This is a genomic window from Pseudomonas sp. ef1, assembly GCF_007293365.2.
Taxonomy (GTDB): domain Bacteria; phylum Pseudomonadota; class Gammaproteobacteria; order Pseudomonadales; family Pseudomonadaceae; genus Aquipseudomonas; species Aquipseudomonas siliginis.
This window is the reverse complement of record NZ_CM129815.1, coordinates 3964103-3988660: the sequence shown is the minus strand read 5'-3', so window position 1 is coordinate 3988660 and position 24558 is coordinate 3964103. Positions and strand designations below refer to the sequence as shown.

The following is a 24558-nucleotide window of genomic DNA, read 5'->3' as shown; positions in this document are numbered from 1 at the left end:
AAAAAAGGGACAGGCTTCAGCCGGTTTTTTCTGCACGCGGTACCAGTGACACCCAAAATCGCGTTCGCGTATGCACATCGACGGGCAAACTGGCAGCCAGCAGTGCCAGCACTTGATCGGTATCGTCGAGGCGAAAGCTGCCAGTGACGCGCAGCGATTCCAGCGCCGGATCCCAGCGCAGCACGCCCGAGCGGTAGCGACTCAGCTCGCGGAGGAAATCACCCAGCGGCTGGTTTTGCGCCATCACCACACCGTCGCGCCACCCGGGCATCAACGCATCGAACGCCGTCACCGCTCCCGCGCCCGAAGCTTGCAGGCTGACTTGCTGGCCCTGCTGCAATACCAGCGTCGGGCCGTGCAGTGGCTGCAATTGCACCGAACCACGCAGCACGCAGACCTGGCAATCGCGCGCATTGAGGCGCACCGAGATGTCGCTGTGATTGACGATCATCCGCCCATAAGGCGCGTTGACGATAAAGGCTGAATCGCCCGCCACGTTGAGCGCCATCTCGCCACGAATCAGCGTCAGCTGACGTGCAGGCAGATCGACATTCACCGCGCTGTCGGTGTTGAGTTGCAATGACGAATCCTGGGCCAACTGCACTTTGCGCCGCTCGCCAGTGCTGGTGTGCAAATCGGCGCGCCACACCTCCAGCGGCAGCTCGCGTCCGATCAACCACACCGCCGGCACCAGCGCCGCCACGCCCAAGGCACGCTTGAGAGCAGCGCGCCGCGCCGGATCCGGCCGATCCAGCGTGGCCATGGCCAGTGTCGGCGGCAAAACTGCGAAACGCTGGCGAAGCTGCTGGATTTTCTGCCAAGCGTTCTCGTGGCGACTGTCACTGGCGCGCCAATGCTGCAATCGGGCGTGATCTTCATCACTGGCACCACCGGACTCGAGCAGTGCCAGCCATTGCGCCGCTGCCCGCGCCACTTCCCGCATTTCATCATTGGGTGCAACGCGCATCAGAGATCCACCAGCAAACAATGCTCGTACGCCTGGGCCATGTAACGTTTCACCGTGCGCTCGGAAACCTGCAAGCGTTCGGCAATCTCGCGGTAGCCAAGGCCCTCGATTTGACTCCAAAGAAATGCCCGCCGCACCGCACGTGGCAAGCCATCGAGCAATTCATCCAGCGCCTGCAAGGTTTCCAGCAGCAACCAGCGCTGCTCCGGCGACGGTGCGCACGCTTCCGGCAATTGCGCCAAGGCATCGAGGTAGGCTTTTTCCAGATGGCGCCGCGTGTAGAAATTGCTCAGTAGCCGTTTGCCGACGGTGAGCAGATACGCGCGCGGCTCGCGCAATTCAGCCAGTGGCGGCGCGTTGCACAGGACGCGGACAAAGGTGTCTTGACTGAGGTCCGCCGCATCCCACGCATTGCCCATGCGCCGGCGCAGCCAGGTTTCCAGCCAGCCGCGATGCTCGCGGTACAACTGCTGCAGGCTTTGCTCCGACGGTGACGTGGCTTCAATCATCTCAAGAGACCCTGCGCGAAGGTAGATTCAAATGAGACTGATTCTATTTAACTTCTGCGAGGACACAAAGCCTTTTTGCTGCTCAGCGCTTGAGCGTCTCGCTCGGCAGCTCCTTGAACAGCGCGCGGTAACTGCTGGAAAACCGCCCCAGATGCCAGAACGACCAGCGCATCGCCACTTCCGCAACAGTGGTTTCCGTCGGCCGACGCTTGAGCAATTCACGGTGCGCACTGTTCAACCGCCTCAGGCGTAACCAATGGCTCGGGGTCATCCCGGTGTAGGCCTTGAAAGCCTGCTGCAACTGGCGCAGCGGTACGCCGGCAACGTGGGAAAGTTCGAGCAGATTGACCGTGTCTTCCGGCGAATCAGCCGCCCACTCCCCTACTCGCTTCATGATTTGGCGTTCGTTGTTGCGCTGCTGCAATCCTCCGCGATCAAGACGGGTTTGAGCGTTGTCGAGGATGAACAGGCAGTCCTCGAGCAGTTGCCGAGTCAGGCGATCTTTATCAAGTGGATCAGCAACTTGCGACAACTTCGTGAGAATCGAGCTTAACCAGCCGGTGAACAAAGCGTTCTGTCCGCAGTTCAGCGGCGCCATGAACAAACCTTCGAGCTTTGCCACTTGCAAACCGTGCTCGCGGACGAAATCCGGACCGAACACCACAGCGATTTCACGGTAGTTCTCCGGGGTGATCCAGATGTTGCGGCTCTCTTCGTTGAGCAGATACAGCGCGTTGTCACTGCGATCAAAACAGAACGCCAGAGCCCCGGATGGCGCGCTGAAATTCTGCTCGACCCGGGTGTTCATCTGTTCTTCGTAAACCTCGACGCCCTGCAGATCCAGATAGCGAATCTGCCCAGCGAAATGCCCCGGCGACATCTGCTGGTAATGCTGGACCCAGCCCGGTGTAGCGCGGATTTGCTCGGCCACATCGGCGGTATTGAACGCTTGAACCTGAAGCGGATTGCACGTTGTCATGGGGTGACCCTGCGCACTCTTTTGGTGCGCTTTGGTGCTGCTGAAAGTGGATAGATGGAATCGCAAGCCGCGCCCAAGATAGTCGCCAACGCGCCACAGGGGAAGGGGCGGAAGATGAAACCCGCCCTCCCCGGCGTCTACAAAACCAATAACGAGGTCTTTATGAACGCCCCTTTCGATCAGCTGTTCACCTGGCTGAAAGATCACAAGATTACCGAAGTCGAATGCGTGGTCAGCGACCTGACCGGCATCGCCCGCGGCAAGATTGCACCGACCAACAAGTTCCTGCATGAGCGCGGTATGCGCCTGCCGGAGAGCGTGCTGCTGCAAACGGTAACCGGGGATTTTGTCGACGACGACATCTACTACGACCTGCTCGACCCGGCTGACATCGACATGGTTTGCAAGCCGGTTTCCGATGCCGTGTATGTCATTCCTTGGGCAATCGAGCCGACTGCCATCGTCATCCACGACACCTTCGACAAATTCGGCAACCCGATCGAACTGTCGCCGCGCAACGTGCTGAAGAAAGTCCTGCAGCTCTACACCGACAAGGGCTGGAAGCCGATTGTCGCGCCGGAAATGGAGTTCTATCTGACCCAACGCTGTGAAGACCCGGACCTGCCGCTCAAGGCACCACTGGGTCGTTCGGGTCGTGCGGAAAGCGGTCGCCAGTCATTCTCGATCGATGCCGCCAATGAATTCGATCCGCTGTTCGAAGACGTCTACGACTGGTGCGAACTGCAAGGTCTGGATCTCGACACGCTGATCCACGAAGACGGCCCGGCGCAGATGGAAATCAACTTCCGCCACGGCGATGCGCTGGATCTGGCTGACCAGATCACCGTGTTCAAACGCACCCTGCGCGAAGCAGCGCTCAAGCACAACGTCACCGCGACGTTCATGGCCAAACCGATCGGCGACGAGCCCGGCAGCGCCATGCACTTGCACCAGAGTGTGGTCGAGATCGCGACGGGTCAGCCGATCTTTGCCGATGCCGAGGGCAACATGAGCGAGCTGTTCCGTCATCACATCGGTGGCTTGCAGAAATACATCCCGAAAGTGCTGCCGATGTTCGCGCCGAACGTCAATTCGTTCCGCCGTTTCCTGCCGGACACCTCGGCGCCGGTCAACGTCGAATGGGGCGAAGAGAATCGCACGGTCGGCCTGCGAGTGCCGACTTCCGGGCCTGAATCGATGCGCGTGGAAAACCGCTTGCCCGGCGCCGACGCCAACCCCTATCTGGCGATTGCCGCGAGCCTGCTGTGCGGCTACATCGGCATGGTCGAGAAGATCGAGCCGAGCGCGGCGGTCGAAGGCCGGGCCTATGAACGCCGCAACCTGCGCCTGCCAATCACCATCGAAGAAGCCCTGACGCAGATGGAAGACTGCCCGAAAGTCGCCGAATACCTGGGCAGCAAATTCGTCCGCGGTTACGTCGCGGTCAAACGCGCCGAGCATGAAAACTTCAAGCGCGTGATCAGCTCCTGGGAGCGAGAGTTCCTGCTGCTCAGCGTCTGACGGCGCGCCCGTCCCTGTGGGAGCGAGCCTGCTCGCGAAGACGTCGGCACACTCACCATAGATGTCGACTGAAACACCGCTTTCGCGAGCAGGCTCGCTCCCACATGGGATTGTGCAGCGCCTGAGAATTCCAATAAATCCAAGAGGTGTCGATATGCGTCCATTGAAATCCATACTTCCCGTCGCGCTGAGCGTGCTGTTCAGTGCAGCAGCCCACGCCGAGCCCCAGGTCAGCGTCTACAACTGGACCGACTACATCGGCGAAACCACCCTCGCCGACTTCCAGAGCAAGACCGGGATCAAGGTGATCTACGACGTCTTCGACTCTAACGAAACGCTTGAAGGCAAACTCCTCGCCGGCCGGACCGGTTACGACGTGGTAGTGCCGTCCAACCACTTCCTCGCCCGTCAGGTAAAGGCCGGCGCGTTCATGAAACTTGATCGCTCGCAGTTACCAAACTGGAAGAACCTTGACCCGAAACTGCTTGAATTGCTTGAGAAAAACGATCCAGGCAATGAGCACTCGGTGCCCTATCTGTGGGGCACCAACGGCATCGGCTACAACGTCGACAAGGTCAAGCAAGTGCTCGGCATCGACCACATCGATTCCTGGGCCGTGTTGTTCGAACCGGAGAATCTTAAGAAGCTCAGCCAGTGCGGTGTGTCGATGATGGACTCCGCCGACGAAGTCTTCCCGGCCATCCTCAACTACATGGGCATGGATCCGCGCAGTGAAAACCCTGAAGACTACAAAAAGGCCGAAGCCAAGCTGCTGAGCATCCGTCCGTACATCACCTATTTCCATTCTTCCAAGTACGTGTCGGACCTGGCCAATGGCGACATCTGCGTCGCGTTCGGTTACTCCGGCGATGTGTTCCAGGCGGCCAACCGCGCCAAGGAAGCGAATAACGGCGTCAATATCGCTTACGCCATTCCCAAGGAAGGCGCCAACCTGTGGTTTGATCTGCTGGCGATTCCGGCCGACGCGAGCAACGCCAAAGAGGCGCACGCCTTCATCAATTACCTGCTCGATCCGCAAGTAATCGCCAAGGTCAGCGCCACCGTCGGCTACGCCAACCCGAACCCTGCGGCCAAGCCGTTCATGGATCAGGAACTGGTCAACAATCCTGAGGTTTATCCGCCGCAGTCGGTGCTCGACAAACTCTACATTTCCTCGACCCCGCCCCAGGCGATCATGCGTCTGATGACCCGGTCGTGGAGCAAAGTGAAGTCGAACAAATGAATCAGCACAGCGTACAACACACCCGTTCCTGGTACGCCGCTTCTGCGCGGGCGACCACGCCCTACGCTGCGCTCGACGGAGATTTGATTGCCGATGTCTGCGTGATCGGCGGCGGCTTCACGGGCGTCAACACGGCGATTGAACTGGCGCAGCGTGGTCTGTCGGTGGTGCTGCTCGAAGCGCGACAGATCGGCTGGGGCGCCAGCGGGCGCAACGGTGGTCAGCTGATTCGCGGCATCGGCCATGAAGTCGAGGGTTTCGCTCGCTACGTCGGCCAGGACGGCGTGCGCTATCTGCAGCGCGCCGGCATCGATTCGGTGGAGCTGGTGCGCCAGCGCATCACTGCAAACGCCATCGACTGTGATCTGCGCTGGGGCTTTTGCGAACTGGCCAACACCGCCGCGCAATTCGCCGCGTTCAAGCAGGAACAGGACAGCCTCGCCGAACTCGACTATGCCCACGAAACCAGGCTGGTCGGGCCGGAGCAGATCCGTGCGCAAGTGGTCGACGCCGGTGTGTACGCCGGCGGATTGATCGACATGGGTTCGGGCCATTTGCATCCGCTTGATCTGGTTCAGGGCGAAGCGCGTCTCGCCGCGTCGCTGGGCGTGCGGATCTTTGAGCAAAGTCCGGTGCTGGAAATCCTCCATGGCCCGACCGTCGAGGTGCGCTGCGCCACCGGTTCAGTGCGCGCCGGCAGCCTGGTGCTTGGCTGCAACGCGCATCTGGATGACCTTGAGCCGAAACTCAGCGGCAAGGTTCTGCCCGCTGGCAGTTACATCATTGCCACCGAGCCGCTGGACGGAAGCCGTGCCGCGCAGTTGATTCCACAGAACCTGGCGCTGTGCGATCAAAAAGTCGGGCTCGATTATTACCGTCTCTCGGCGGATCGACGTCTGCTGTTCGGCGGTGCTTGTCATTACTCCGGGCGCGATCCGGCGGATATCGCCGCCTACATGCGACCGAAAATGCTCAAGGTGTTCCCGCAACTGGCCGACGTGCGCATCGACTACCAATGGGGCGGGAAGATCGGTATTACCGCCAATCGTTTCCCCCAGGTTGGCCGGCTCAAACAGCACCCGAACGTGTTTTACGCGCAGGGCTATTCCGGCCATGGCCTCAACGTCACCCACTGGTGCGCGAAATTGCTGGGCGAAGCCATTCACGCCGGGCATAGCCAGGGCATGGACGTGTTCAGCAGCGTGCCGCACATGACGTTCCCCGGCGGCCCGGCGTTGCGTTCGCCGTTGTTGGCGCTGGGCATGTTCTGGTATCGCCTGCGCGAAATGCTCGGCTGAGCCCGCCACGACTCTGGCCCCTGCAGGAGCTGCCGAAGGCTGCGATCTTGGGACGCAGAGCGTCCCGGGCTGCATTCCCACGCAGAGCATGGGAACGATCAGGTCGCAACCTTCGGCAGCTCCTTGCACCGCAATCGCGTTCCACGCCAGCTATGCACATTTGCTCTATCGCCAAGCACTTCTATATTGATGAAGTGCTTTTGCGTTCCTGACGCTCAGTGCCCGATTAATTGAGGAGGACATGGATGAAGTCGTCAGCCAGCGACGAGCCGCGAGCACCCGGTCAGGCGCCGATCAAAACCCGCCGATTCGGTATCTCGCTGGTATGGATCGTGCCGATCGTGGCGGTGCTGGTGGGCATTTCGCTGGTGATTCACAACATCCTCCAGGAAGGCCCGACGATCACCGTCACCTTCAAGACCGGCGATGGCCTGACCGCCAACAAGACCGAAGTCAGGTACCGCAACGTAGTCATCGGCCATGTCTCCGATGTTGAACTGGCCAACGACCATAAACACGTCAACGCCACGATCAAACTCGCCAAGCAGGCCGAAGCCTTCACCCGCGAGGACTCGCAATTCTGGGTGGTACGTCCGCGCATCGGCGCCGGCGGTGTGTCGGGCATCGATACGCTGCTGTCGGGCGATTACATCGGCGCCGACATTGGCCAGGCCAATACCCGCTCAAAAAACTTCAAGGGTCTGGAGAACCCGCCGCCGATCACCTATGGCGAACCGGGCAAGCGTTTCACCCTGCACACCGCCGACCTCGGCTCGCTGGACATCGGCTCCCCCGTCTATTACCGCAAGATCCCGGTCGGCCAAGTGGTGTCCTATGCCTTGGACCAGGACGGCAAAGGGGTCAACATCGAAGTCTTCGTGCATTCGCCAAATGACGCCTACGTCACCGAAAACACCCGTTTCTGGAACGCCAGCGGCATCGACATCAATGTCGGGGCCAACGGCTTTGCGGTGAAAACCGAGTCGCTGTCGACCCTGCTGGTGGGCGGCATCGCTTTCCGCGCTCCGGATTACAGCCCCAACGATTCGCCAGCCAGTGAAGACAAGGGTTTCGAACTGTTCGCCGACCAGACCACCGCCCTCGCGCCGCCCAACGGCAAGGCACAATATCTGTCGCTGCGCTTCGATCAAGCCTTGCGCGGGCTCAAGGTTGACGCGCCGGTGGAGTTCCTCGGAGTTGAAATCGGCCGGGTGGTGGCAGTCAATCTCGACTTCGACGAGGTCAAGCGCACCTTCCCGGTGAATGTCGGCATCGTCATCTATCCGCAGCGCCTGGGTCGCGCCCACGCGAAGATGCTCAAGGCTTACCATGGCGACGAAAACGATGAGGCCACCGGGGCGCGCCTGATCGGCACGTTCATCGAAAATGGCCTTCGCGCCCAGGCCCGCAACGGCAACCTGCTCACCGGTCAGTTGTATATCTCGCTGGATTTCTACCCCAAAGCGCCGAAAGTCGCTTTTGACCCTACGGCACGGCCGGTCACCATTCCGACCGTCCCCGGCAGCCTCGAGCAATTGCAGGAAAAACTCGAGGCGATGGTCAACAAGATCAACGCGCTGCCAGTGGAGCGCATCGCCAGCAACCTCGACGGCAATCTGGTCGAGCTGCGCAAAGGCCTGAAGCAGTTCAACGCCAGGACCCTGCCGGGCGTACAGAGCACCCTCGCCGACGTCAGCAAGACCTTGCAGTCCGCCAATTCGACCCTGGCCGAGGATTCACCGCAGCGCGAGCAACTCACCGAGACCCTCGACGAGCTCGGGCGCATGTCGCGCTCGTTGCGAGAGCTGTCGGATTACCTCGGTCGCCACCCTGAGTCGCTGATTCGCGGACGCCCCGACAACGCCGCGCCGCTGGACCTCAAAGGACCGCCACGCAATTGAGCACAGGAGCTGAATCCATGGTTTTACCGTTGAAGATCACCCTGCTCGCTGCGCTGGTGCTGCTGGTCGGGTGCCGTAGCGACCCGATCAGCTTCCATACGCTGACCCCGGCGCAACCGGGGGCCAGCCGCAACGGCGCCGATATCGCCATCGAAAGCATCAGCGTGCCGCCGCAGGTCGATCGCGCTCAGATCGTGATTCGCCAAGGCAACAGCGGCGTGGCCATCCTGGATACCGATTGGTGGAGCGCCACCCTTGCCGATGAGTTGCGCGGCGCGCTGGTCGATCAGTTGAGCGGCGGCGTCGGCGTCGGCCAGCAGCGCGCTTCCGTGCGAATCGACGTGCAGCGCTTCGATTCGATTCCCGGTCAGTACGCCTTGATCGACGTGAAATGGCGAGTGCGCCCATTAGGTGCGGCGGACGCGGCGCTGCTGAGCTGTCGCTCGGTCTTGCAGACGCCTTCAGGGCCGAGCATCGACGAACTGGTAACCGCGCAACAGAACAACGTCAAACGCCTCGCTGCGCACATCGCGCAGGGTGCGAGCGGCTCGCGCTGCCCGCCGCAGACCTGAAACCGTTTACAAATCGAAGCGATCCACCGCCCGCCGCCGCTCGTTGTCATCGCGCACATCGTAGTTGGCAGTCGTCTGGATATTGCTGTGATGCGCCAGTTTCTGCGCGATCGACAGGTCGTGCTCTTCGATCACCCGGGTGATGAATGAACGACGGAAGTCATGGGGCATGATTTTCACCCCGACCTGCGTACCGCGCTGGCGGGCAATGTAGTAAATCGCGTGTTTGGTGATGCGCTCGCGGGTGATGTGGCTGCCCCGGCGAATACGGTTGAACAGAAACGCATCGTCGCTCTCGCCTTCCTTGAGCTGTGAACGACGCAGTTCCAGCCAGGCATCGAGCTTGGCAAAGGCCCAGGCCGGCGCGTACTTGATCAACTGTTTGTTGCCCTTGCCGGTCACCGTCAGGCTGCGTTCGTGAAAGTCGACCTGGCTCAGATCCAGATCCACCGATTCCGACTTGCGCATGCCGGTGCCGTACAGCAGCGCAATCACCGCCGCATCACGCAAGCCCTGCGGGCGCGGGTCGGCAGCGCAGACTTCCATCAGTTCATGAATCAGCGTGCGCTTGAGGTTGCGCCCCTGGGACAGCCGTGTGCCGGCTATGCCCTTGACCGAACGCATCTTCAGCAGGTGATCCTGGCTGATCAGGCTCATGCGCCATGCTTCGTTCATCACCCCGCGTACGGCGTTCACGTACAGCGACGAGGTGTTCGGTGCATAACCATCGGCACGCAAAGCGGCGACCAGCGCCACCACGTCTTCCGGTTGCAGGCCGTGCCAGGGGATTTCTTCGATATCGACGTCCTCGAAACCGAGGCGGTCAGCGGCGTCTTGCAGCACATAACGCATGGTCAACTGGCTGGAAGGTGCCAGTCGCGCCAGGTAAACGGTCAGCGGATTGTTGTTGGACGGTGCAGGTTGGGTACTCGACAAATCACTCAAACGAAACGGCCTTGAAATAAAAAACGATTCAACAAAAACAATAAATGCATGAAATGAAACGCAAAAAACGGCATGACTCGATGACAGGGGTTACCGCGAAAGGCCGACAACCTGCCGTTCGAGGCGGTAAAAGTCAATCGGGCATTCCCCGAACGGTCTGTTTGCTGGTTCATCAGCAGTAGGCGAACTGAAACATCGCGCTCTTATGTTCAGTGCAGGGAACTGCGAGCAGGAGTGCGGCATGAAGATCACGGTGTTTGGCAGTGGTTATGTCGGTCTGGTGCAGGCGGCGGTGCTGGCCGAGGTCGGTCACGAGGTCGTGTGCATGGATGTCGACGCGCAGAAGATCGAGCAGTTGGGCCAGGGGCACGTCAGTATTTACGAGCCGGGGCTGGCCAGTCTGGTGCGTGAAGGCCTGGATTCGAAACGCCTGCAATTCACCACCGATGAGCGGTTTGCGGTGTTGCATGGGCGTGTGGCGTTCATCGCGGTGGGCACGCCGTCACGCGAGGATGGTTCGGCGGACCTGCGCTACGTCCTCTCGGTTGGCGACGCGATTGCCCGACATCGCGAGCAGCCATTGATCGTGGTGGAAAAGTCCACGGTGCCGGTGGGCACGGGCGACGCTTTGCGCAGCCACATCGAAAAGGCCCTGATCAAGATTGGCCGCCTGCTGCAATTCGATATTGTCTCCAACCCGGAATTTCTCAAGGAAGGTTCAGCGGTTGCTGATTGCCGGCGACCGGATCGCATCGTCATTGGTTGCGAAGGCACTGAAGTGCGCGATGTGATGCGCGATCTGTACGCGCCGTTCAACCGCAACCATGACCGGATCCTGTTCATGGACTTGCGCAGTGCCGAGCTGACCAAATACGCCGCCAACTGCATGCTGGCGACCAAGATCAGCTTCATCAACCAGATCGCCGAACTCGCCGAGCACCTTGGCGCAGATATCGAAGCAGTGCGCCAGGGCATCGGTGCCGATACGCGGATTGGCTATCACTTTATCTATCCGGGTTGCGGCTACGGCGGTTCGTGTTTTCCCAAGGACATGCGCGCGTTGATTCACAGTGCCGAGCAGGCACATTGCTCCAGTGATCTGCTGCAAGCGGTTGAGGCGATCAACCAGCGCCAGAAGCACAAGCTGTTCGAGCGCATCAACGCGTTCTACCGGGGTGATTTGCGCGGCAGGACCTTTGCCCTGTGGGGCCTGGCGTTCAAACCCAACACCGACGACATGCGCGACGCGCCGAGCCGGGTTCTGCTCGAAGACTTATGGGCTGCCGGGGCCAGCGTGCGCGCGTTTGATCCGGAGGCCATGGTCGAAACGCAAAAGCTCTATCCAAACGAATCAAAACTGATGCTGATGGGCACGCCGGAATCGGTACTGGCCGGCGCCGATGCGTTGATCATCTGCACCGAATGGCAACAGTTCAAGGCTCCGGATTTCGAGCTGATCAAACAGCGCCTCAACAGCCCGGTGATCTTTGACGGCCGCAACCTGTACGACGCCGAGCGCCTGACGCGCAATGGCTTTCAGTATTTCCCGATGGGGCGCGGTGAATCGTGCAAGTTGCCGATCACCTTGCGGCAGTGGCCGGCGGCTTCGGATGTGGCTTGAACTGGCCCTGTGGGAGTCATTGCAAATTGTGAGCTACACAGACCCTGTGGGAGCGAGCCTGCTCGCGAATACGGTATGTCAGCGACATTGGAGGTGACTGATCCGCCGCCTTCGCGAGCAGGCTCGCTCCCACAGGGAAATCATGTGTTCCCAGGGACGCTGGTGTATCAGCTTGACCGGTGGCGGCTGCCCAGAGAGGATGGCGTTCGCCCACGCTTCCCGAATAAGGACATTCCCCTTCCGTGGCCATCTATTCGCCGTTCATCCGCCGGTTGATGATCAGCTCGCTGACCGTGGTCATCAGCCGCGCCCTGGTCAGCCCGTTGCTGACACTGTTCCTCAGCAACAAGCTTGGCCTCAATCCGCAGGATGTCGGCTTGCTGCTCGGCATCGCCGTGTTCAGCGCAACATTGCTGTCGCTGTACGGTGGCTACATCATCGACAAGCTGGACAAGCGGCAGTTGCTGATCCTGGCCATGCTCTCCAGCGGTATCGGCCTGATTCTGCTGACCTTCGCGCAGAATCTGTATGTGGTCACCCTGGTGCTGATCATCAGCGAAACCGCGTCGGCTCTGTTCCTGATCGGCTCCAAGGCGATCCTCAGTGAACAGCTGCCGGTGGGCCAGCGGGTCAAGGCGTTTTCCCTCAATTACACGCTGACCAATATCGGCTATGCCGTCGGCCCGATGATTGGCGTGGTGATTGCCGGGGTGCAGCCGTCCGCGCCGTTCATCGTTGCCGGTGCGATCGCCATTGGCAGTATTTTTCTGCTGCTCGGCGCGACCAGGGATGCCAGTCCGATAACTTCCGGCAGTGCGCCGCAAAGTTTCCTCAACACGCTGATGATCCTGAAAAACGACCGCACCATGGTGCTGTTCACCCTCGGTTGCCTGCTGAGCACATTGGTGCACGGGCGCTTTACGCTGTACCTGTCGCAATACCTGCTGGTCACCCACACCCAGCAACAGACGCTCGACACCATGGCCGCCCTGCTCGCCTGCAACGCAATCACAGTGATCCTGCTGCAATACCAGGTCGGTCGCTGGCTCAGTCGCGAACACCTGCGTCACTGGATCGCCGGCGGTACCGCGCTGTTCATCGTCGGGTTGATCGGTTTCAGTGTGGCGGACAGCCTGCTCGGCTGGTGCGTGGCGATGTTCATCTTCACCCTGGGCGAGATGATCATCTACCCCGCCGACTTCCTGTTCGTTGACACCCTCGCCCCGGAGGCACTGCGCGGCAGTTACTACGGCGCGCAGAACCTGTCAGCGCTTGGCGGGGCTGCCAGCCCGGTAATGTGCGGATTTCTATTGATGCACACGCCTGCGCCAAGCATGTTCTACGCCCTGAGCGGCTTGGCGGCGCTGGGCGGTTATCTGTGCTTCGTCAGCGCGCGGCGCACCGCTTCAATGCAAAAATAGTGCACTAAAACTGCATTTATATGAATTTGTCAGCATCGATTTTGATCGGCAAACTACGCGCGTTCCTCCCCCAATGTTGGAACGCTTCTAGGGCTTTCCGGATTTGCCGGACAAGTCCTTTTTTTTGCCCCGGATTTTGTAAAGGATCAGTTCTACATGCTTGCTCGCTGGTTGCCCGCTGCCATCAACACCCGCCCCACTGAATGGAGCCGTGCCGCGATCGGCATGGGCCTGGGCACGCTGTTCAGCGTGTGGATGTGCGCGCAGGTGTTCGGCCATGACGTTGCGTTTCACCTGGTCGGCCCGCTCGGCGCTTCGGCGGTGCTGCTGTTCGCCGTGTCCTCGGGCGCCCTCGCCCAGCCATGGTCGATTCTCGGCGGCTACCTGTGTGCTGGCGTGGTCGCCTTGCTGGTCGCCCATGTGCTTGGCCGTACGCTGGGCAGCGCCTGCCTTGCTGCCGGCATGGCGGTGATTCTCATGTGCTGGCTGCGTTGCCTGCACCCACCGGCCGGCGCCTTGGCGTTGACGCTGGTGCTGGCCGACCCGGCCACCATCGCCATGGACTGGAAAGCCATGGAGCCGGTGATGCTCGGCGCGCTGTGCATGCTCGTCAGCGCGCTGGCCTATAACAACCTGACCCGCATCCGTTATCCGAAACGCGCTGCTGACCCGGCTCCGCCAGTGGTCCCGGTCGACCGCCAGGCGATCACCGCCGAAGACTTGAAACTGGCGCTGGCCGACATGGAAGCCTTCATCGACGTCACCCCCGAAGACCTCGAACGCCTTATTCACGCCAGCGAACTGCACGCCAAGCGCCGCAGCATTACCGAAACGTTCAGATGATCCCTTTGTAGGAGCTGACGAGTGCAACGAGGCTGCGATCTGTTGATTTCAAAAAACAAGATCAAAAGATCGCAGCCTCGTTGCACTCGTCAGCTCCTACACGGACAGCGGCGCTAAGAGAAAAACGCAGATTCCCCCTGCACATATCCCCGTTGTACACGACAAATTTGCACTGTTACGATCCGCTAACGCCCGCGCGCGGGCTTTTCGAATAAAGACAATAAAAGCAGGGAGTTACTGATGACAGCTCAGGCTTCATCCCGGCGGACCCCGTCCATGGATGCCATGCAAAACGACGTGATGGCCGAGGTGCGCAACCATATCGGCCACCTGACCCTCAACCGCCCTGCGGGCCTCAATGCGATCACCCTCGACATGGTGCGTCTGCTGCAACAGCAGCTCGATGCCTGGGCGTCTGATGCCGATGTTCACGCCGTGGTATTGCGCGGTGCCGGTGAAAAGGCTTTCTGCGCCGGTGGCGATATTCGTTCGCTGTACGACAGCTACAAGAGCGGCGACACGCTGCACGAAGATTTCTTCGCCGAGGAATACGCCCTCGACCTGACCATTCATCACTACCGCAAACCGGTGCTGGCCCTGATGGACGGTTTCGTCCTCGGCGGTGGCATGGGCCTGGTGCAAGGCGCCGATCTGCGTGTGGTCACCGAAAAGAGCCGTCTGGCGATGCCGGAAGTGGCCATCGGTTATTTCCCTGATGTCGGCGGCAGTTACTTCCTGCCGCGCATCCCCGGTGAGCTGGGCATTTATCTGGGCGTCAGCGGCGTGCAGATTCGCGCCGCCGATGCGCTGTACTGCGGCCTCGCCGACTGGTATCTGGACAGCAGCAAACTGGCGCTGCTCGACGACAAGCTCGACCAGATGGAGTGGCAGGACACGCCGCTCAAGTCGCTGCAGAACCTGCTGGCCAAGCACGCCGTGCAAACTCTGCCCAATGCACCCCTCCAAGTGTTGCGCCCGGCCATCGACCATTTCTTTGCCCTGCCCGACGTGCCGAGCATGATCGAGCAATTGCGCGCCGTCACTGTCGCCGACAGCCATGAATGGGCGGTCACCACGGCGGATCTGCTGGAAACCCGCTCACCGCTGGCCATGGCCGTGACCCTGGAAATGCTCCGTCGCGGCAGACATTTGAGTCTGGAGAATTGCTTTGCTCTGGAGCTGCATCTGGACCGCCAGTGGTTTGCCCGAGGCGACCTGATCGAAGGCGTGCGCGCCCTGCTGATCGACAAGGACAAGTCACCGCGCTGGAACCCGCCGACCGTTGCCGAGCTGGACGCTGCGCAGGTGGCGAGTTACTTCCATGGTTTTGATGAGAGCGGGAGCTGAGCCATGCACGATCTCGAACTGACTGAAGAACAAGTGATGATCCGCGACATGGCCCGGGATTTTGCCCGTGGCGAAATCGCGCCCCACGCCCAGGCCTGGGAAAAGGCTGGCTGGATCGACGACGCCCTGGTGGCGAAGATGGGCGAGTTGGGCTTGCTCGGCATGGTTGTGCCGGAAGAATGGGGCGGCACTTACGTCGATTACGTTGCCTACGCGCTGGCGGTTGAGGAAATCTCTGCCGGTGATGGCGCGACCGGCGCGTTCATGAGCATTCACAACTCGGTCGGCTGCGGCCCGGTGCTCAACTACGGCAGCGACGAACAGAAACAGACCTGGCTGGCCGATCTGGCCAGTGGGCAGACCATCGGTTGCTTCTGTCTGACCGAACCCCAGGCCGGCTCCGAAGCACACAACCTGCGCACCCGCGCCGAACTGCGCGACGGCCAATGGGTGATCAATGGTGCCAAGCAATTTGTCAGCAATGGCAAGCGGGCGAAACTGGCGATCGTCTTCGCGGTAACCGATCCGGATCTCGGCAAAAAAGGCCTGTCAGCGTTTCTGGTGCCGACCGACACACCGGGTTTCATCGTCGATCGCACCGAACACAAGATGGGCATCCGCGCCTCCGACACCTGCGCGGTGACGCTGAACAACTGCAGCATCCCCGAGGCCAATCTGCTCGGCGAACGCGGCAAGGGCCTTGCGATTGCCCTGTCCAACCTTGAAGGCGGACGCATCGGCATCGCCGCGCAGGCATTGGGTATCGCCCGGGCGGCTTTTGAAGCGGCGCTGGCCTACTCGAAAGACCGGGTGCAATTCGACAAGCCGATCATCGAGCACCAGAGCATCGCCAATCTGCTGGCTGACATGCACATGCAGATCAACGCCGCGCGGTTGCTGATCCTCCATGCGGCGCGGCTGAGGACGGCGGGTAAACCATGCTTGTCCGAGGCTTCGCAGGCCAAGCTGTTCGCATCGGAAATGGCCGAGAAGGTGTGTTCGTCGGCGATCCAGATTCATGGCGGCTATGGCTATCTGGAGGACTACCCGGTCGAGAAGTACTACCGCGATGCGCGGATTACCCAGATCTATGAAGGGTCGAGCGAGATACAGCGGATGGTGATTGCGCGGGATTTGAAGAACTATCAGTTGTAAAAGCTTCGTGAGCAGGCTCGCTCCCACATTGGACGGTAGACATCCCTGTGGGAGCGAGCCTGCTCGAGAAAGCGTCAGCTGAGGCACCGCATCTATTTGCCTTGGAATTCAGCCTCACGCTTGGCAATAAACGCCGCCATCCCTTCCTTCTGATCCTGCGTCGCAAACGCGGCATGAAACACCCGCCGCTCGAAACGCACGCCCTCGGTCAGGTTGACCTCGAACGCGCGGTTGACGCTCTCCTTGATCATCATCGCAATCGGCAGTGACTTGCCGGCAATCACCGCAGCGACTTTCAGCGCTTCATCAAGCAGCTCATCGCTCGGCACGATGCGCGCGACGATGCCGCAACGCTCGGCTTCCACCGCGTCGATCATGCGCCCGCTCAGGCACATTTCCATGGCTTTGGCTTTGCCCACGGCGCGGGTCAGGCGCTGGGTGCCGCCCATGCCCGGCAGCACGCCGAGGTTGATTTCCGGCTGGCCGAATTTGGCGTTGTCGCCAGCCAGAATGAAGTCGCACATCAGCGCCAGTTCACAGCCGCCGCCGAGGGCAAAACCATTGACCGCGGCGATGATCGGCTTGCGCCGGTTGGCCACGCGATCGCTGTCGCTGAACAGATCGTCCATGTAGATCTGCGGATAGGTCAGCTCAGCCATTTCCTTGATGTCGGCGCCAGCGGCGAAAGCTTTTTTCGAACCGGTGAGGACGATGCAGCCAATGTGCGCATCGGCTTCCAGCGTATCGAGGGCGTGGTTCACTTCGCTGACCAGTTGCGCGTTCAGCGCGTTCAATGCCTGTGGCCGGTTGAGGGTGATCAGGCCGACGCGGTCGCGGGTTTCCAGCAGAATCGTTTCGTATGTCATGAATAAAATTCCTTGTCAGAGATTGCGCGAAATGACCATGCGCTGAATGTCGCTGGTGCCTTCGTAGATCTGGCAAACGCGCACGTCGCGGTAGATGCGTTCCAGCGGAAAGTCGTTGAGGTAACCGTAACCGCCAAGGGTTTGCAAGGCCATGGAGCAGACCTTTTCAGCCATTTCCGAGGCGAACAGCTTGGCCATCGACGCCTCGACCAGCGCCGGTTGGCCGCTGTCACGCAAGGCTGCGGCGTAATGCACCATTTGCCGGGCGACGGCAATTTGCGTGGCCATGTCCGCCAGGCGAAACGCTACGGCCTGATGCTCGATGATCGGCTTGCCGAAGGTGTCACGCTCGCGGGCGTAATCACGGGCGGCTTCGAACGCGGCGCGGGCCATGCCGACGGCTTGCGAGGCGATACCGACGCGGCCGCCTTCAAGGTTGGCCAAGGCAATCTTGTAGCCCTCGCCCTCCTCGCCCAGCCGATTGGCCACCGGCACTTTCACATCTTCAAAAAGAATCTGGCAGGTGTCGGACGCGTGCTGGCCGAGTTTGTCTTCAACCCGCGCGACCTTGTAGCCTGGGGAGTCGGTCGGCACGATAAAGGCGCTGATCCCGCGCTTGCCGGCGCTCGGGTCGGTCACGGCAAACACGATCACGATGCCGGCGTTCTGCCCGGAGGTGATGAACTGTTTGCAACCGTTGAGCACGTAGTGATCGCCGTCCAGCCGGGCGCGGGTTTTCAGGCTGCTGGCATCGGAACCGGCCTGCGGTTCGGTCAGCGCGAAGGCGCCGAGCATCGCGCCGCTGGCCAGCGGTTTGAGGAAGCGCTCGCGCTGATCGTCATTGCCGAACTTGAGAATCGGCACGCAGCCGACCGAGTTGTGCACGCTCATGATCGTCGAGCAGGCACCGTCGCCGGCGGCGATTTCTTCCAAAGCCATGGCGTACGCGAGGTAGCCGGTGTCACAGCCGCCCCACTGCTCCGGCACGAGCATGCCGAAGAAGCCCAGCTCAGCCATCTCGGCGATGGCTTCCCTGGGGAAACGGTGCTCGCGATCCCAATCGGCGGCGAACGGCTTGAGCCGTTCCTCGGCAAACTGCCGGGCCATGCCGCGGATCTGGGTCTGGTCTTCGTTGGGGATCATGGTGAGTCCTTGAATGTCAGTCGCACAACAGTCAGCTGTAGGAGCTGCCGAAGGCTGCGATCTTTTGATCTTGATCCTGATTGTGAAAACAAGATCAAGAGATCGCAGCCTCGTTGCACTCGTCAGCTCCTACAGCGAGATGTTTGGTTCAGTAAACGCATTCCACAGCCATGGCCGTGGCTTCGCCGCCGCCAATGCAGATCGCTGCAATGCCGCGCTTGAGCTGTTTCTGCCGCAGTGCCGCGAGCAACGTCACCAGAATCCTCGCTCCCGAGGCGCCGATCGGATGGCCCAGCGCGCAGGCGCCGCCGTGCACATTGAGCTTGTCGTGGGGAATCTCCAGGTGCGTCATCGCCGCCATGCCGACCACGGCAAACGCTTCGTTGACTTCAAACAGATCCACCTGATCCAGCGCCCAACCGGTCTTGTTCACCAGTTTCTTGATCGCGCCAATTGGCGCGGTGGGAAACAGGCCCGGGGTATCAGCGAACGCAGCATGCCCATGAATCACCGCCAGCGGCTTGATGCCCAGTTGCTGCGCGTGGGACTGGCGCACCAGCACCAGCGCCGCCGCGCCGTCGGAAATCGAGCTGGAGTTGGCTGCGGTGACCGTGCCGCCCTCGCGGAACGCCGGTTTCAGCGAGGCAACCTTGTCGAGTTTGGCTTTTGGCGGCTGCTCATCGTTGCTGATCACCACCTGCTCTTTGCCGACGGTCACCGTCAGCGGGACGATTTCGTCCTTGAAGCTGCCGTCCTTGATCGCCTGTTGCGCGCGCGTAGTCGAGGCAATGGCGAAAGCGTCCTGCGCCTCGCGGCTGAAGCCGTTGGCCTCGGCGCAATCCTCGGCGAAGGTGCCCATCAGGCGGCCCTTGTCGTAGGCATCTTCGAGGCCGTCGAGGAACATCGAATCGAGCACGCGGCCATGGCCCATGCGATAGCCGGCGCGGGCACGATCGAGCAGGTACGGCGAGTTGGACATGCTTTCCATGCCGCCGGCGATCACCACGTCGGCACTTCCGGCAAGCAGCATGTCGTGAGCCATGATGGTGGTCTGCATGCCCGAGCCGCACATCTTGTTCACCGTGGTGCAGCGCGTCGATTTATCCAGCCCGGCGCCCAGCGCAGCCTGACGTGCCGGCGCCTGACCGAGGCCGGCGGGCAGTACGCACCCAAACAGCAGTTCATCAACCGCGTCGCTGGCGACACCGGCGCGTTCGACCGCAGCCTTGATCGCCGCCGCGCCGAGTTGCGGTGCGGTGAGGCTTTTCAACTCGCCCTGAAAACCGCCCATCGGTGTGCGGACAGCGCTGACGATAACAATCGGATCATTGGACATAGTCATGACTAATCCTCCTTACTTGGCGGCCATGCGCAAGGCGCCGTCGAGACGGATCACCTCGCCGTTGAGCATGCTGTTTTCGATGATGTGGCGCACGAGCGCGGCGTATTCGGCAGGCTTGCCCAGACGCGGCGGGAATGGCACGCCGGCGGCCAGCGAGTCGCGCACTTCCGGGGTCATGCCGGCCATCATCGGCGTTTCGAAAATGCCCGGTGCGATGGTCATCACGCGGATGCCGAAGCGCGCCAGCTCGCGGGCGGCCGGCAGGGTCAGGCTGGCGATCGCGCCTTTCGAAGCCGAGTACGCAGCCTGGCCAATCTGGCCGTCGAACGCTGCGACCGAGGCGGTGTTGATGATCACTCCACGCTCGCCGTCAGCATTGGCTTCGCTCTCGGCGATCGCCGCCGCAGCCAGGCGCAGCATGTTGAAACTGCCGATCAGGTTGACGTTGATCACTTGAGCAAAACTGCTCAGGGCGTGCGGGCCGTTCTTGCCGAGAATTTTCTCGCCGCGAACGATGCCGGCGCAGTTGATCAGGCCGTTGAGGCTGCCAAATGCGGCAACGGTCGCCTGCACAGCGGCTTCGGCGGCGGCTTCATTGCTGATGTCGGCAACCACGCTTTGCGCACCCAGGCGCTGCGCCTGAGCGGCGACGGCTTCGGCGTTCATGTCGACCAGCATGACTTTGGCGCCGGCACTGACCAGCAATTCAGCGCTGGCGGCACCGAGGCCTGACGCGCCGCCGGTGACAATAAAAACTTTGTTCTCGATCTGCATGACGGTGTTTCCTTGGATTCAAGCTGAAACTCTGTGCGCCGCGGCCTCTTGAGCCTTGGCGATTTCCTGGTTGCGCAAGATAAAGCGCTGCAATTTGCCACTCGGGGTTTTGGGCAACTCGCTGACAAATTCGATTTCACGCGGGTACGAATGCGCGGCCAGACGCTTGCGTACGTGTTGGCGCAGTTCTTCGGCCAACTCCGGCGCGGCGCGGTACTGCGCGCTCAGCACAACAAAGGCTTTGACCAGTTCGGTGCGTTCCGGATCGGGTTTGCCGACGACCGCCGCCTCGACCACGGCCGGGTGTTCGATCAGGGCACTTTCCACGTCGAACGGGCCGACGCGGTAGCCCGAAGTGGTGATCACATCATCACTGCGGCCGACGAAGCTGATGCTGCCGTCCGGATTCCACTCCACGGTGTCGCCGCTCAGGTAGTAGTTGCCGACGAAGGCCTTGGTCGGCGCGCCTTCGTAACCGCCGAACCAGCACATCGGCGACTGCGGGCGGTCGATGGCAAGAATGCCCGGCTGACCGACGCCGAGTTCGTTGTACTGCTCATCGAGCACGACAATGCGATGGCCCGGCGAAGCGAAACCAGCGGCGCCGACATGCACCGGGTGCTCGAGGCCGTGGTGGTTGCACAGCACCATGCCCAGTTCGGTCTGGCCGTAATGATCGTGAATGACCACGTCGAGGTTATCGGCGAACCAGCGGATCACTTCCGGGTTCAGCGGCTCACCGGCGCTGCTGACGATGCGCAGTTTGCCCTTGATCGATCTGGCGAACTCCTCGCCACCGGCAATCAGCAAACGATAGGCAGTGGGCGAGCCGGTGAGATTGGTAATGCCGTATTTGTTGATCACCCGGCAGGTGCTTTCGAGGGTGAACGGGCCATCGTAGAAGGTAATCGGGTGCCCCAACGCCAACGGCCCGGTGACGCCGAAATAGATGCCATAGGCCCAGCCCGGATCGGCGACATTCCAGAACGCATCTTCAGGGCGCAGGTCCACCGCATCGCGGGTGTAACTCTGGAAAGCGACGATGGCTTTGAGCGGCACTGACAGTGCTTTCGCAGGGCCAGTGGTGCCCGAGGTGAACATCAGCAGGAACGGGTCTTCGCCGGTCAGCAATACCGGCTCGCAGACATTGGAATAGTTGGCCAGCTCAGCCCAGAAACTGAAATCACCGCGAACAATGCCCTGACCTTTGGCGCCACCAACGGTGACGATGGTCGGGCATGCGCTGACTTCATTGAGCTTGGGTCGGTTGACCGCGTCGGTGACCACGATTTTAGCCCCCGAGCTGTTCAGGCGATGTTCGAGAGCTTTCGGCCCGAATGCGGTAAACAGCGGCTGATACACCGCGCCGATGCGCCAGGTGGCGAGCACGGTGATGAGCAATTCGATGTTGCGCGGCAGCAGGCCGGCGACCTTGTCGCCCTTCTGCACGCCCTGGGCGAGGAGGAAATTGGCGAAACGCGCGGCTTTGTCTTGCAGATCAGTGAAGGTGTAAGTCGCACTTGAGCCGTCGCGACCTTCCCAGAACAACGCAATGCGCCCGGGCAAGGCATGGCGGTCGCAACATTCAACGCAGGCGTTGAGTGCCGCCAGCGTGCCGCTGAGCGACGCATCGACGGTGTGCTGATAGTTGAACTGTTCGGTGGCAGACAAGTAATCGCGCATTGCCAGAATCCCTCGGTGTTTTTATTAGGCTGGGAACCGTAAACAACACAGGGATAGTCGCGCCGCGCGGGGCTTGGGGCAATGGTCAAAGTTATCAACGTGGTTGACTGGTTTGGCCAAGAGGTTGCGGCCGCATGCCCTGTAGGAGCTGACGAGTGCAACGAGGCTGCGATCTTTTGATCTTGATTTTTACCATCAAGTACAAGATCAAAAGATCGCAGCCTTCGGCAGCTCCTACAGGGGACCGCATTTCCAAAATGAGGGAGCGAGCCTGCTCTCGAAGGCGTCGGGTCAGACCACCTCATTGAGGATCAGCGTCCGGTAATGCCCCGGGTTCGACCCCGACCACTTGCGAAACGCTTTGTAGAACGAACTGGCATCAGCAAAGCCCAGCCGTGCAGCAATCTCGACAAAACTGATCGAAGGCTCCGCCAGCCAGGTGATTGCCAGCTCCTTGCGCACACTGTCCTTGAGGCCCTGATAGGTCTGCCCTTCCTCGGCCAGACGCCGGCGCAGGGTCGAGGCGGACATGCACAGTTGCTGGGCCAGCGCCTCGGTTTCCGGCCAATGCTCGGCGGGCACTTGCCGCAGATCCTGCTTGATCCGGCTGGCCAGGCTGTCGGGGTCGCGGTACTTGACCAGAATGTTGGCCGGCGCCTGGGCGAGAAAGCGCCTGAGTTCTTCGGCGCTGCGTTTGATCGGCAGATCGAGGCAATCGGCGGAAAAAATCATCCGCGTACGTGGGCGCTCAAACCGCAGGTTCTCCGAGAACATCACGCGATAGTCGTCAGTGAAATCCGGTTCGGCGCAGCGCAGTTCAATCGCCAGAATCGGAATCCGCCGCCCGGCCAGCCAGCACGCGACGCCGTGCACGATCATCCAGTAGGTGAAATAGGTAAAGGCGCGGCGCGGTTCGGCGTCGTCTTCGAGCAGGACGATTTCCGCCAGGCTCTGCTGATGCACCAGTTGCGCCGGCAGTTTTTCCAGCATCAGCGAAAGGAACGTCAGACCGGTATCCAGCGCCGCCGCCAGCGTCGGTTGCGCCATGGCGCTGCGACACAAAAACGCCAGGCTGCCGGATTTGAGCGGGCGCGGGTCCATGCCGAAGAACTCGTCATCACAGCGTCGTGCCAGCAGGCGCCAGAGTCTGGCGTATTGCGAGGCCGGCACCCTGCCCTCATCGGCCGCTAACAAAGCCGGATCGATGCCGACCTTGGTCAACGCCTCATCCGTCGCCGCGCCCGGGGCACAGCTTTGCAGCAACGCTTCGCGCACCAGTTGAATGGCAATGGTGTCTTTTTCCGCCATGGAGCGAGGTGAACCTTGTTGTTTTTTGGGTGGTGGGCATCTTAACCCAGCTGCTGATTTCACCGCAGGGCCAATGTGGGAGCGAGCCTGCTCGCGAACGCGATGTGTCAGATAAACAAATGTCACAGGCATACCGCATTCGCGAGCAGGCTCGCTCCCACAGGAATCACAGTTGTTCAGCTAACGTTCAGCTAAATGTCAATGAATGCCATTTGGGAATGAGTGTCATTATGTTACAACTTAGCCTCCTATCTAAATCGCTGTGGCTCGCCAATGCTCGTTCCCTTTTTGATCATGTTGCGCGAAGGCATCGAGGCCGCGCTCATCGTCGGCATCATTGCCAGTTATTTGCAGCAGACCGGCCGTGGCCAATGGATGCCAGCGGTGTGGATCGGCGTCTTCCTCGCTGCTGCCCTTGCCCTGCTGGTCGGCGGTGGCCTGGAGTTGGTGAGCGCTGAATTCCCACAAAAGCAGCAGGAGTTGTTCGAAGGCGTCGTCGGTCTGGTCGCCGTGGGTATTCTCAGTTCGATGGTGTTCTGGATGCGCAAGGTCGCGCGGTCGATCAAGCACTCGCTGCAAGCCTCTCTGGATCAAGCGCTGACGCAATCCAGGCATCAAGTGATTGCACTGATCGCCATGGTGTTTTTCGCCGTCGCTCGCGAAGGCCTGGAAACCGTATTCTTCCTGCTCGCCGTGTTCCAGCAAAGCGAAGGCCCGGGCGCGCCGATCGGCGCCCTGCTCGGCCTGATCCTGGCGGTGATTGTCGGTTTCCTGATCTACAGCGGCAGCATGCGCCTGAATCTGTCGGCATTCTTCAAGTGGACCGGATTGTTCATCCTCGTGGTCGCTGCCGGGATCCTCGCCAACTCGGTGCAGGCGCTGCATGAAGCCGGGCTGTGGAATCACCTGCAAACGGTGCTGTTCGACTTCAGCGCGACGCTGCCGATGGACGGCCCGCTGGGCTCGGTGCTGGCCGGCATGTTCGGCTATCAGGATGCGCCGACCGTCAGCACCTTGGGCGCGTACCTGATTTATCTGCTGCTGGCACTGGTGATGTTCTTCATGCCCGCGCCTCGACAGGCGACGCCAACCACTTCCGTTTCCAGCCAATAAGGCCCTT

The 24558-nt window shown here is 60.9% G+C and carries 21 protein-coding genes; 11 read left to right on the top strand and 10 right to left on the bottom strand.

The genetic code is table 11. From position 1 onward, the window contains the following. Positions 1 to 16: 16 nt before the first annotated feature. The 3 genes from FEE99_RS18165 to FEE99_RS18155 all read right to left on the bottom strand — a co-directional run bounded on the left by FEE99_RS18165 (position 17) and on the right by FEE99_RS18155 (position 2455). Positions 17 to 967, bottom strand: coding sequence for a FecR domain-containing protein (locus FEE99_RS18165; protein ID WP_041480365.1), 951 nt, complete (start codon positions 965 to 967; stop codon positions 17 to 19). Continuing rightward, positions 967 to 1476: a sigma-70 family RNA polymerase sigma factor gene (locus FEE99_RS18160; protein ID WP_041480366.1), complete on the bottom strand. Its 510-nt coding sequence runs from the start codon at positions 1474 to 1476 to the stop codon at positions 967 to 969. Before FEE99_RS18160 ends, FEE99_RS18165 begins: the two co-directional genes overlap by 1 nt. A gap of 82 nt (positions 1477 to 1558) precedes the next feature. Then, on the bottom strand, positions 1559 to 2455 hold the full coding sequence (locus FEE99_RS18155; RefSeq protein ID WP_041480367.1) for a helix-turn-helix domain-containing protein: 897 nt from the start codon (positions 2453 to 2455) through the stop codon (positions 1559 to 1561). A 162-nt stretch (positions 2456 to 2617) separates the two neighbouring features. Here FEE99_RS18155 and FEE99_RS18150 point away from each other — a divergent pair, with 162 nt between their 5' ends. The 5 genes from FEE99_RS18150 to FEE99_RS18130 all read left to right on the top strand — a co-directional run bounded on the left by FEE99_RS18150 (position 2618) and on the right by FEE99_RS18130 (position 8990). After that, positions 2618 to 3976, top strand: a complete 1359-nt coding sequence (locus FEE99_RS18150; RefSeq protein WP_041480368.1) for a glutamine synthetase family protein — start codon at positions 2618 to 2620, stop codon at positions 3974 to 3976. 154 nt (positions 3977 to 4130) lie between these two features. Next, complete coding sequence (locus tag FEE99_RS18145) at positions 4131 to 5219, top strand: polyamine ABC transporter substrate-binding protein (protein WP_041480369.1); 1089 nt, start codon at positions 4131 to 4133, stop codon at positions 5217 to 5219. Beyond that, entirely contained in the window at positions 5216 to 6517 is a 1302-nt protein-coding gene (locus FEE99_RS18140) for an NAD(P)/FAD-dependent oxidoreductase (RefSeq protein WP_041480370.1), read from the top strand. Before FEE99_RS18145 ends, FEE99_RS18140 begins: the two co-directional genes overlap by 4 nt. A gap of 245 nt (positions 6518 to 6762) precedes the next feature. Next, a complete protein-coding gene (locus FEE99_RS18135; protein ID WP_041480371.1) occupies positions 6763 to 8418 on the top strand; it encodes a PqiB family protein in 1656 nt (551 codons plus the stop codon). Between the two features lie 17 nt (positions 8419 to 8435). Further along, on the top strand, positions 8436 to 8990 hold the full coding sequence (locus FEE99_RS18130) for a PqiC family protein (protein WP_041480372.1): 555 nt from the start codon (positions 8436 to 8438) through the stop codon (positions 8988 to 8990). A 6-nt stretch (positions 8991 to 8996) separates the two neighbouring features. Here the strand turns inward: FEE99_RS18130 and FEE99_RS18125 are convergent, their stop codons facing one another. Further along, the gene (locus FEE99_RS18125) at positions 8997 to 9935 is read right to left on the bottom strand and encodes a site-specific integrase (RefSeq protein ID WP_305965242.1); all 939 of its coding nucleotides are present in this window, start codon (positions 9933 to 9935) and stop codon (positions 8997 to 8999) included. A 241-nt stretch (positions 9936 to 10176) separates the two neighbouring features. Between FEE99_RS18125 and FEE99_RS18120 the strand changes: the two genes are divergently transcribed. The 5 genes from FEE99_RS18120 (at position 10177) to FEE99_RS18100 (ending at position 16322) form a co-directional block, all read left to right on the top strand. Further along, a complete protein-coding gene (locus FEE99_RS18120) occupies positions 10177 to 11556 on the top strand; it encodes a UDP-glucose dehydrogenase family protein (protein ID WP_041480373.1) in 1380 nt (459 codons plus the stop codon). Positions 11557 to 11798: 242 nt separating this feature from the next. Next, entirely contained in the window at positions 11799 to 12977 is a 1179-nt protein-coding gene (locus FEE99_RS18115; protein WP_041480374.1) for an MFS transporter, read from the top strand. Positions 12978 to 13133: 156 nt separating this feature from the next. Further along, positions 13134 to 13820: an HPP family protein gene (locus tag FEE99_RS18110; RefSeq protein WP_041480375.1), complete on the top strand. Its 687-nt coding sequence runs from the start codon at positions 13134 to 13136 to the stop codon at positions 13818 to 13820. Positions 13821 to 14060: 240 nt separating this feature from the next. Further along, positions 14061 to 15167 (top strand): enoyl-CoA hydratase/isomerase family protein, encoded by a 1107-nt coding sequence (locus FEE99_RS18105; RefSeq protein WP_041480376.1) that lies wholly within the window; start codon positions 14061 to 14063, stop codon positions 15165 to 15167. Between the two features lie 3 nt (positions 15168 to 15170). Then, a complete protein-coding gene (locus FEE99_RS18100) occupies positions 15171 to 16322 on the top strand; it encodes an acyl-CoA dehydrogenase family protein (RefSeq protein ID WP_041480377.1) in 1152 nt (383 codons plus the stop codon). A gap of 92 nt (positions 16323 to 16414) precedes the next feature. Here FEE99_RS18100 and FEE99_RS18095 read toward each other — a convergent pair whose 3' ends face one another. The 6 genes from FEE99_RS18095 to FEE99_RS18070 form a co-directional block, all read right to left on the bottom strand. Continuing rightward, a complete protein-coding gene (locus FEE99_RS18095) occupies positions 16415 to 17188 on the bottom strand; it encodes an enoyl-CoA hydratase (protein WP_041480378.1) in 774 nt (257 codons plus the stop codon). A gap of 15 nt (positions 17189 to 17203) precedes the next feature. Then, positions 17204 to 18331, bottom strand: coding sequence for an acyl-CoA dehydrogenase (locus tag FEE99_RS18090; RefSeq protein WP_041480379.1), 1128 nt, complete (start codon positions 18329 to 18331; stop codon positions 17204 to 17206). Between the two features lie 148 nt (positions 18332 to 18479). Further along, positions 18480 to 19673 (bottom strand): acetyl-CoA C-acyltransferase, encoded by a 1194-nt coding sequence (locus FEE99_RS18085; RefSeq protein WP_041480380.1) that lies wholly within the window; start codon positions 19671 to 19673, stop codon positions 18480 to 18482. A 12-nt stretch (positions 19674 to 19685) separates the two neighbouring features. After that, entirely contained in the window at positions 19686 to 20447 is a 762-nt protein-coding gene (locus tag FEE99_RS18080) for an SDR family NAD(P)-dependent oxidoreductase (RefSeq protein ID WP_041480381.1), read from the bottom strand. An 18-nt stretch (positions 20448 to 20465) separates the two neighbouring features. Beyond that, positions 20466 to 22130 (bottom strand): AMP-binding protein, encoded by a 1665-nt coding sequence (locus FEE99_RS18075; protein WP_041480382.1) that lies wholly within the window; start codon positions 22128 to 22130, stop codon positions 20466 to 20468. A gap of 291 nt (positions 22131 to 22421) precedes the next feature. Next, entirely contained in the window at positions 22422 to 23438 is a 1017-nt protein-coding gene (locus tag FEE99_RS18070; protein ID WP_041480383.1) for an AraC family transcriptional regulator, read from the bottom strand. 273 nt (positions 23439 to 23711) lie between these two features. Between FEE99_RS18070 and efeU the strand changes: the two genes are divergently transcribed. After that, a complete protein-coding gene (gene efeU, locus FEE99_RS18065; RefSeq protein ID WP_041480384.1) occupies positions 23712 to 24551 on the top strand; it encodes an iron uptake transporter permease EfeU in 840 nt (279 codons plus the stop codon). The last annotated feature ends 7 nt before the right edge of the window (positions 24552 to 24558 follow it).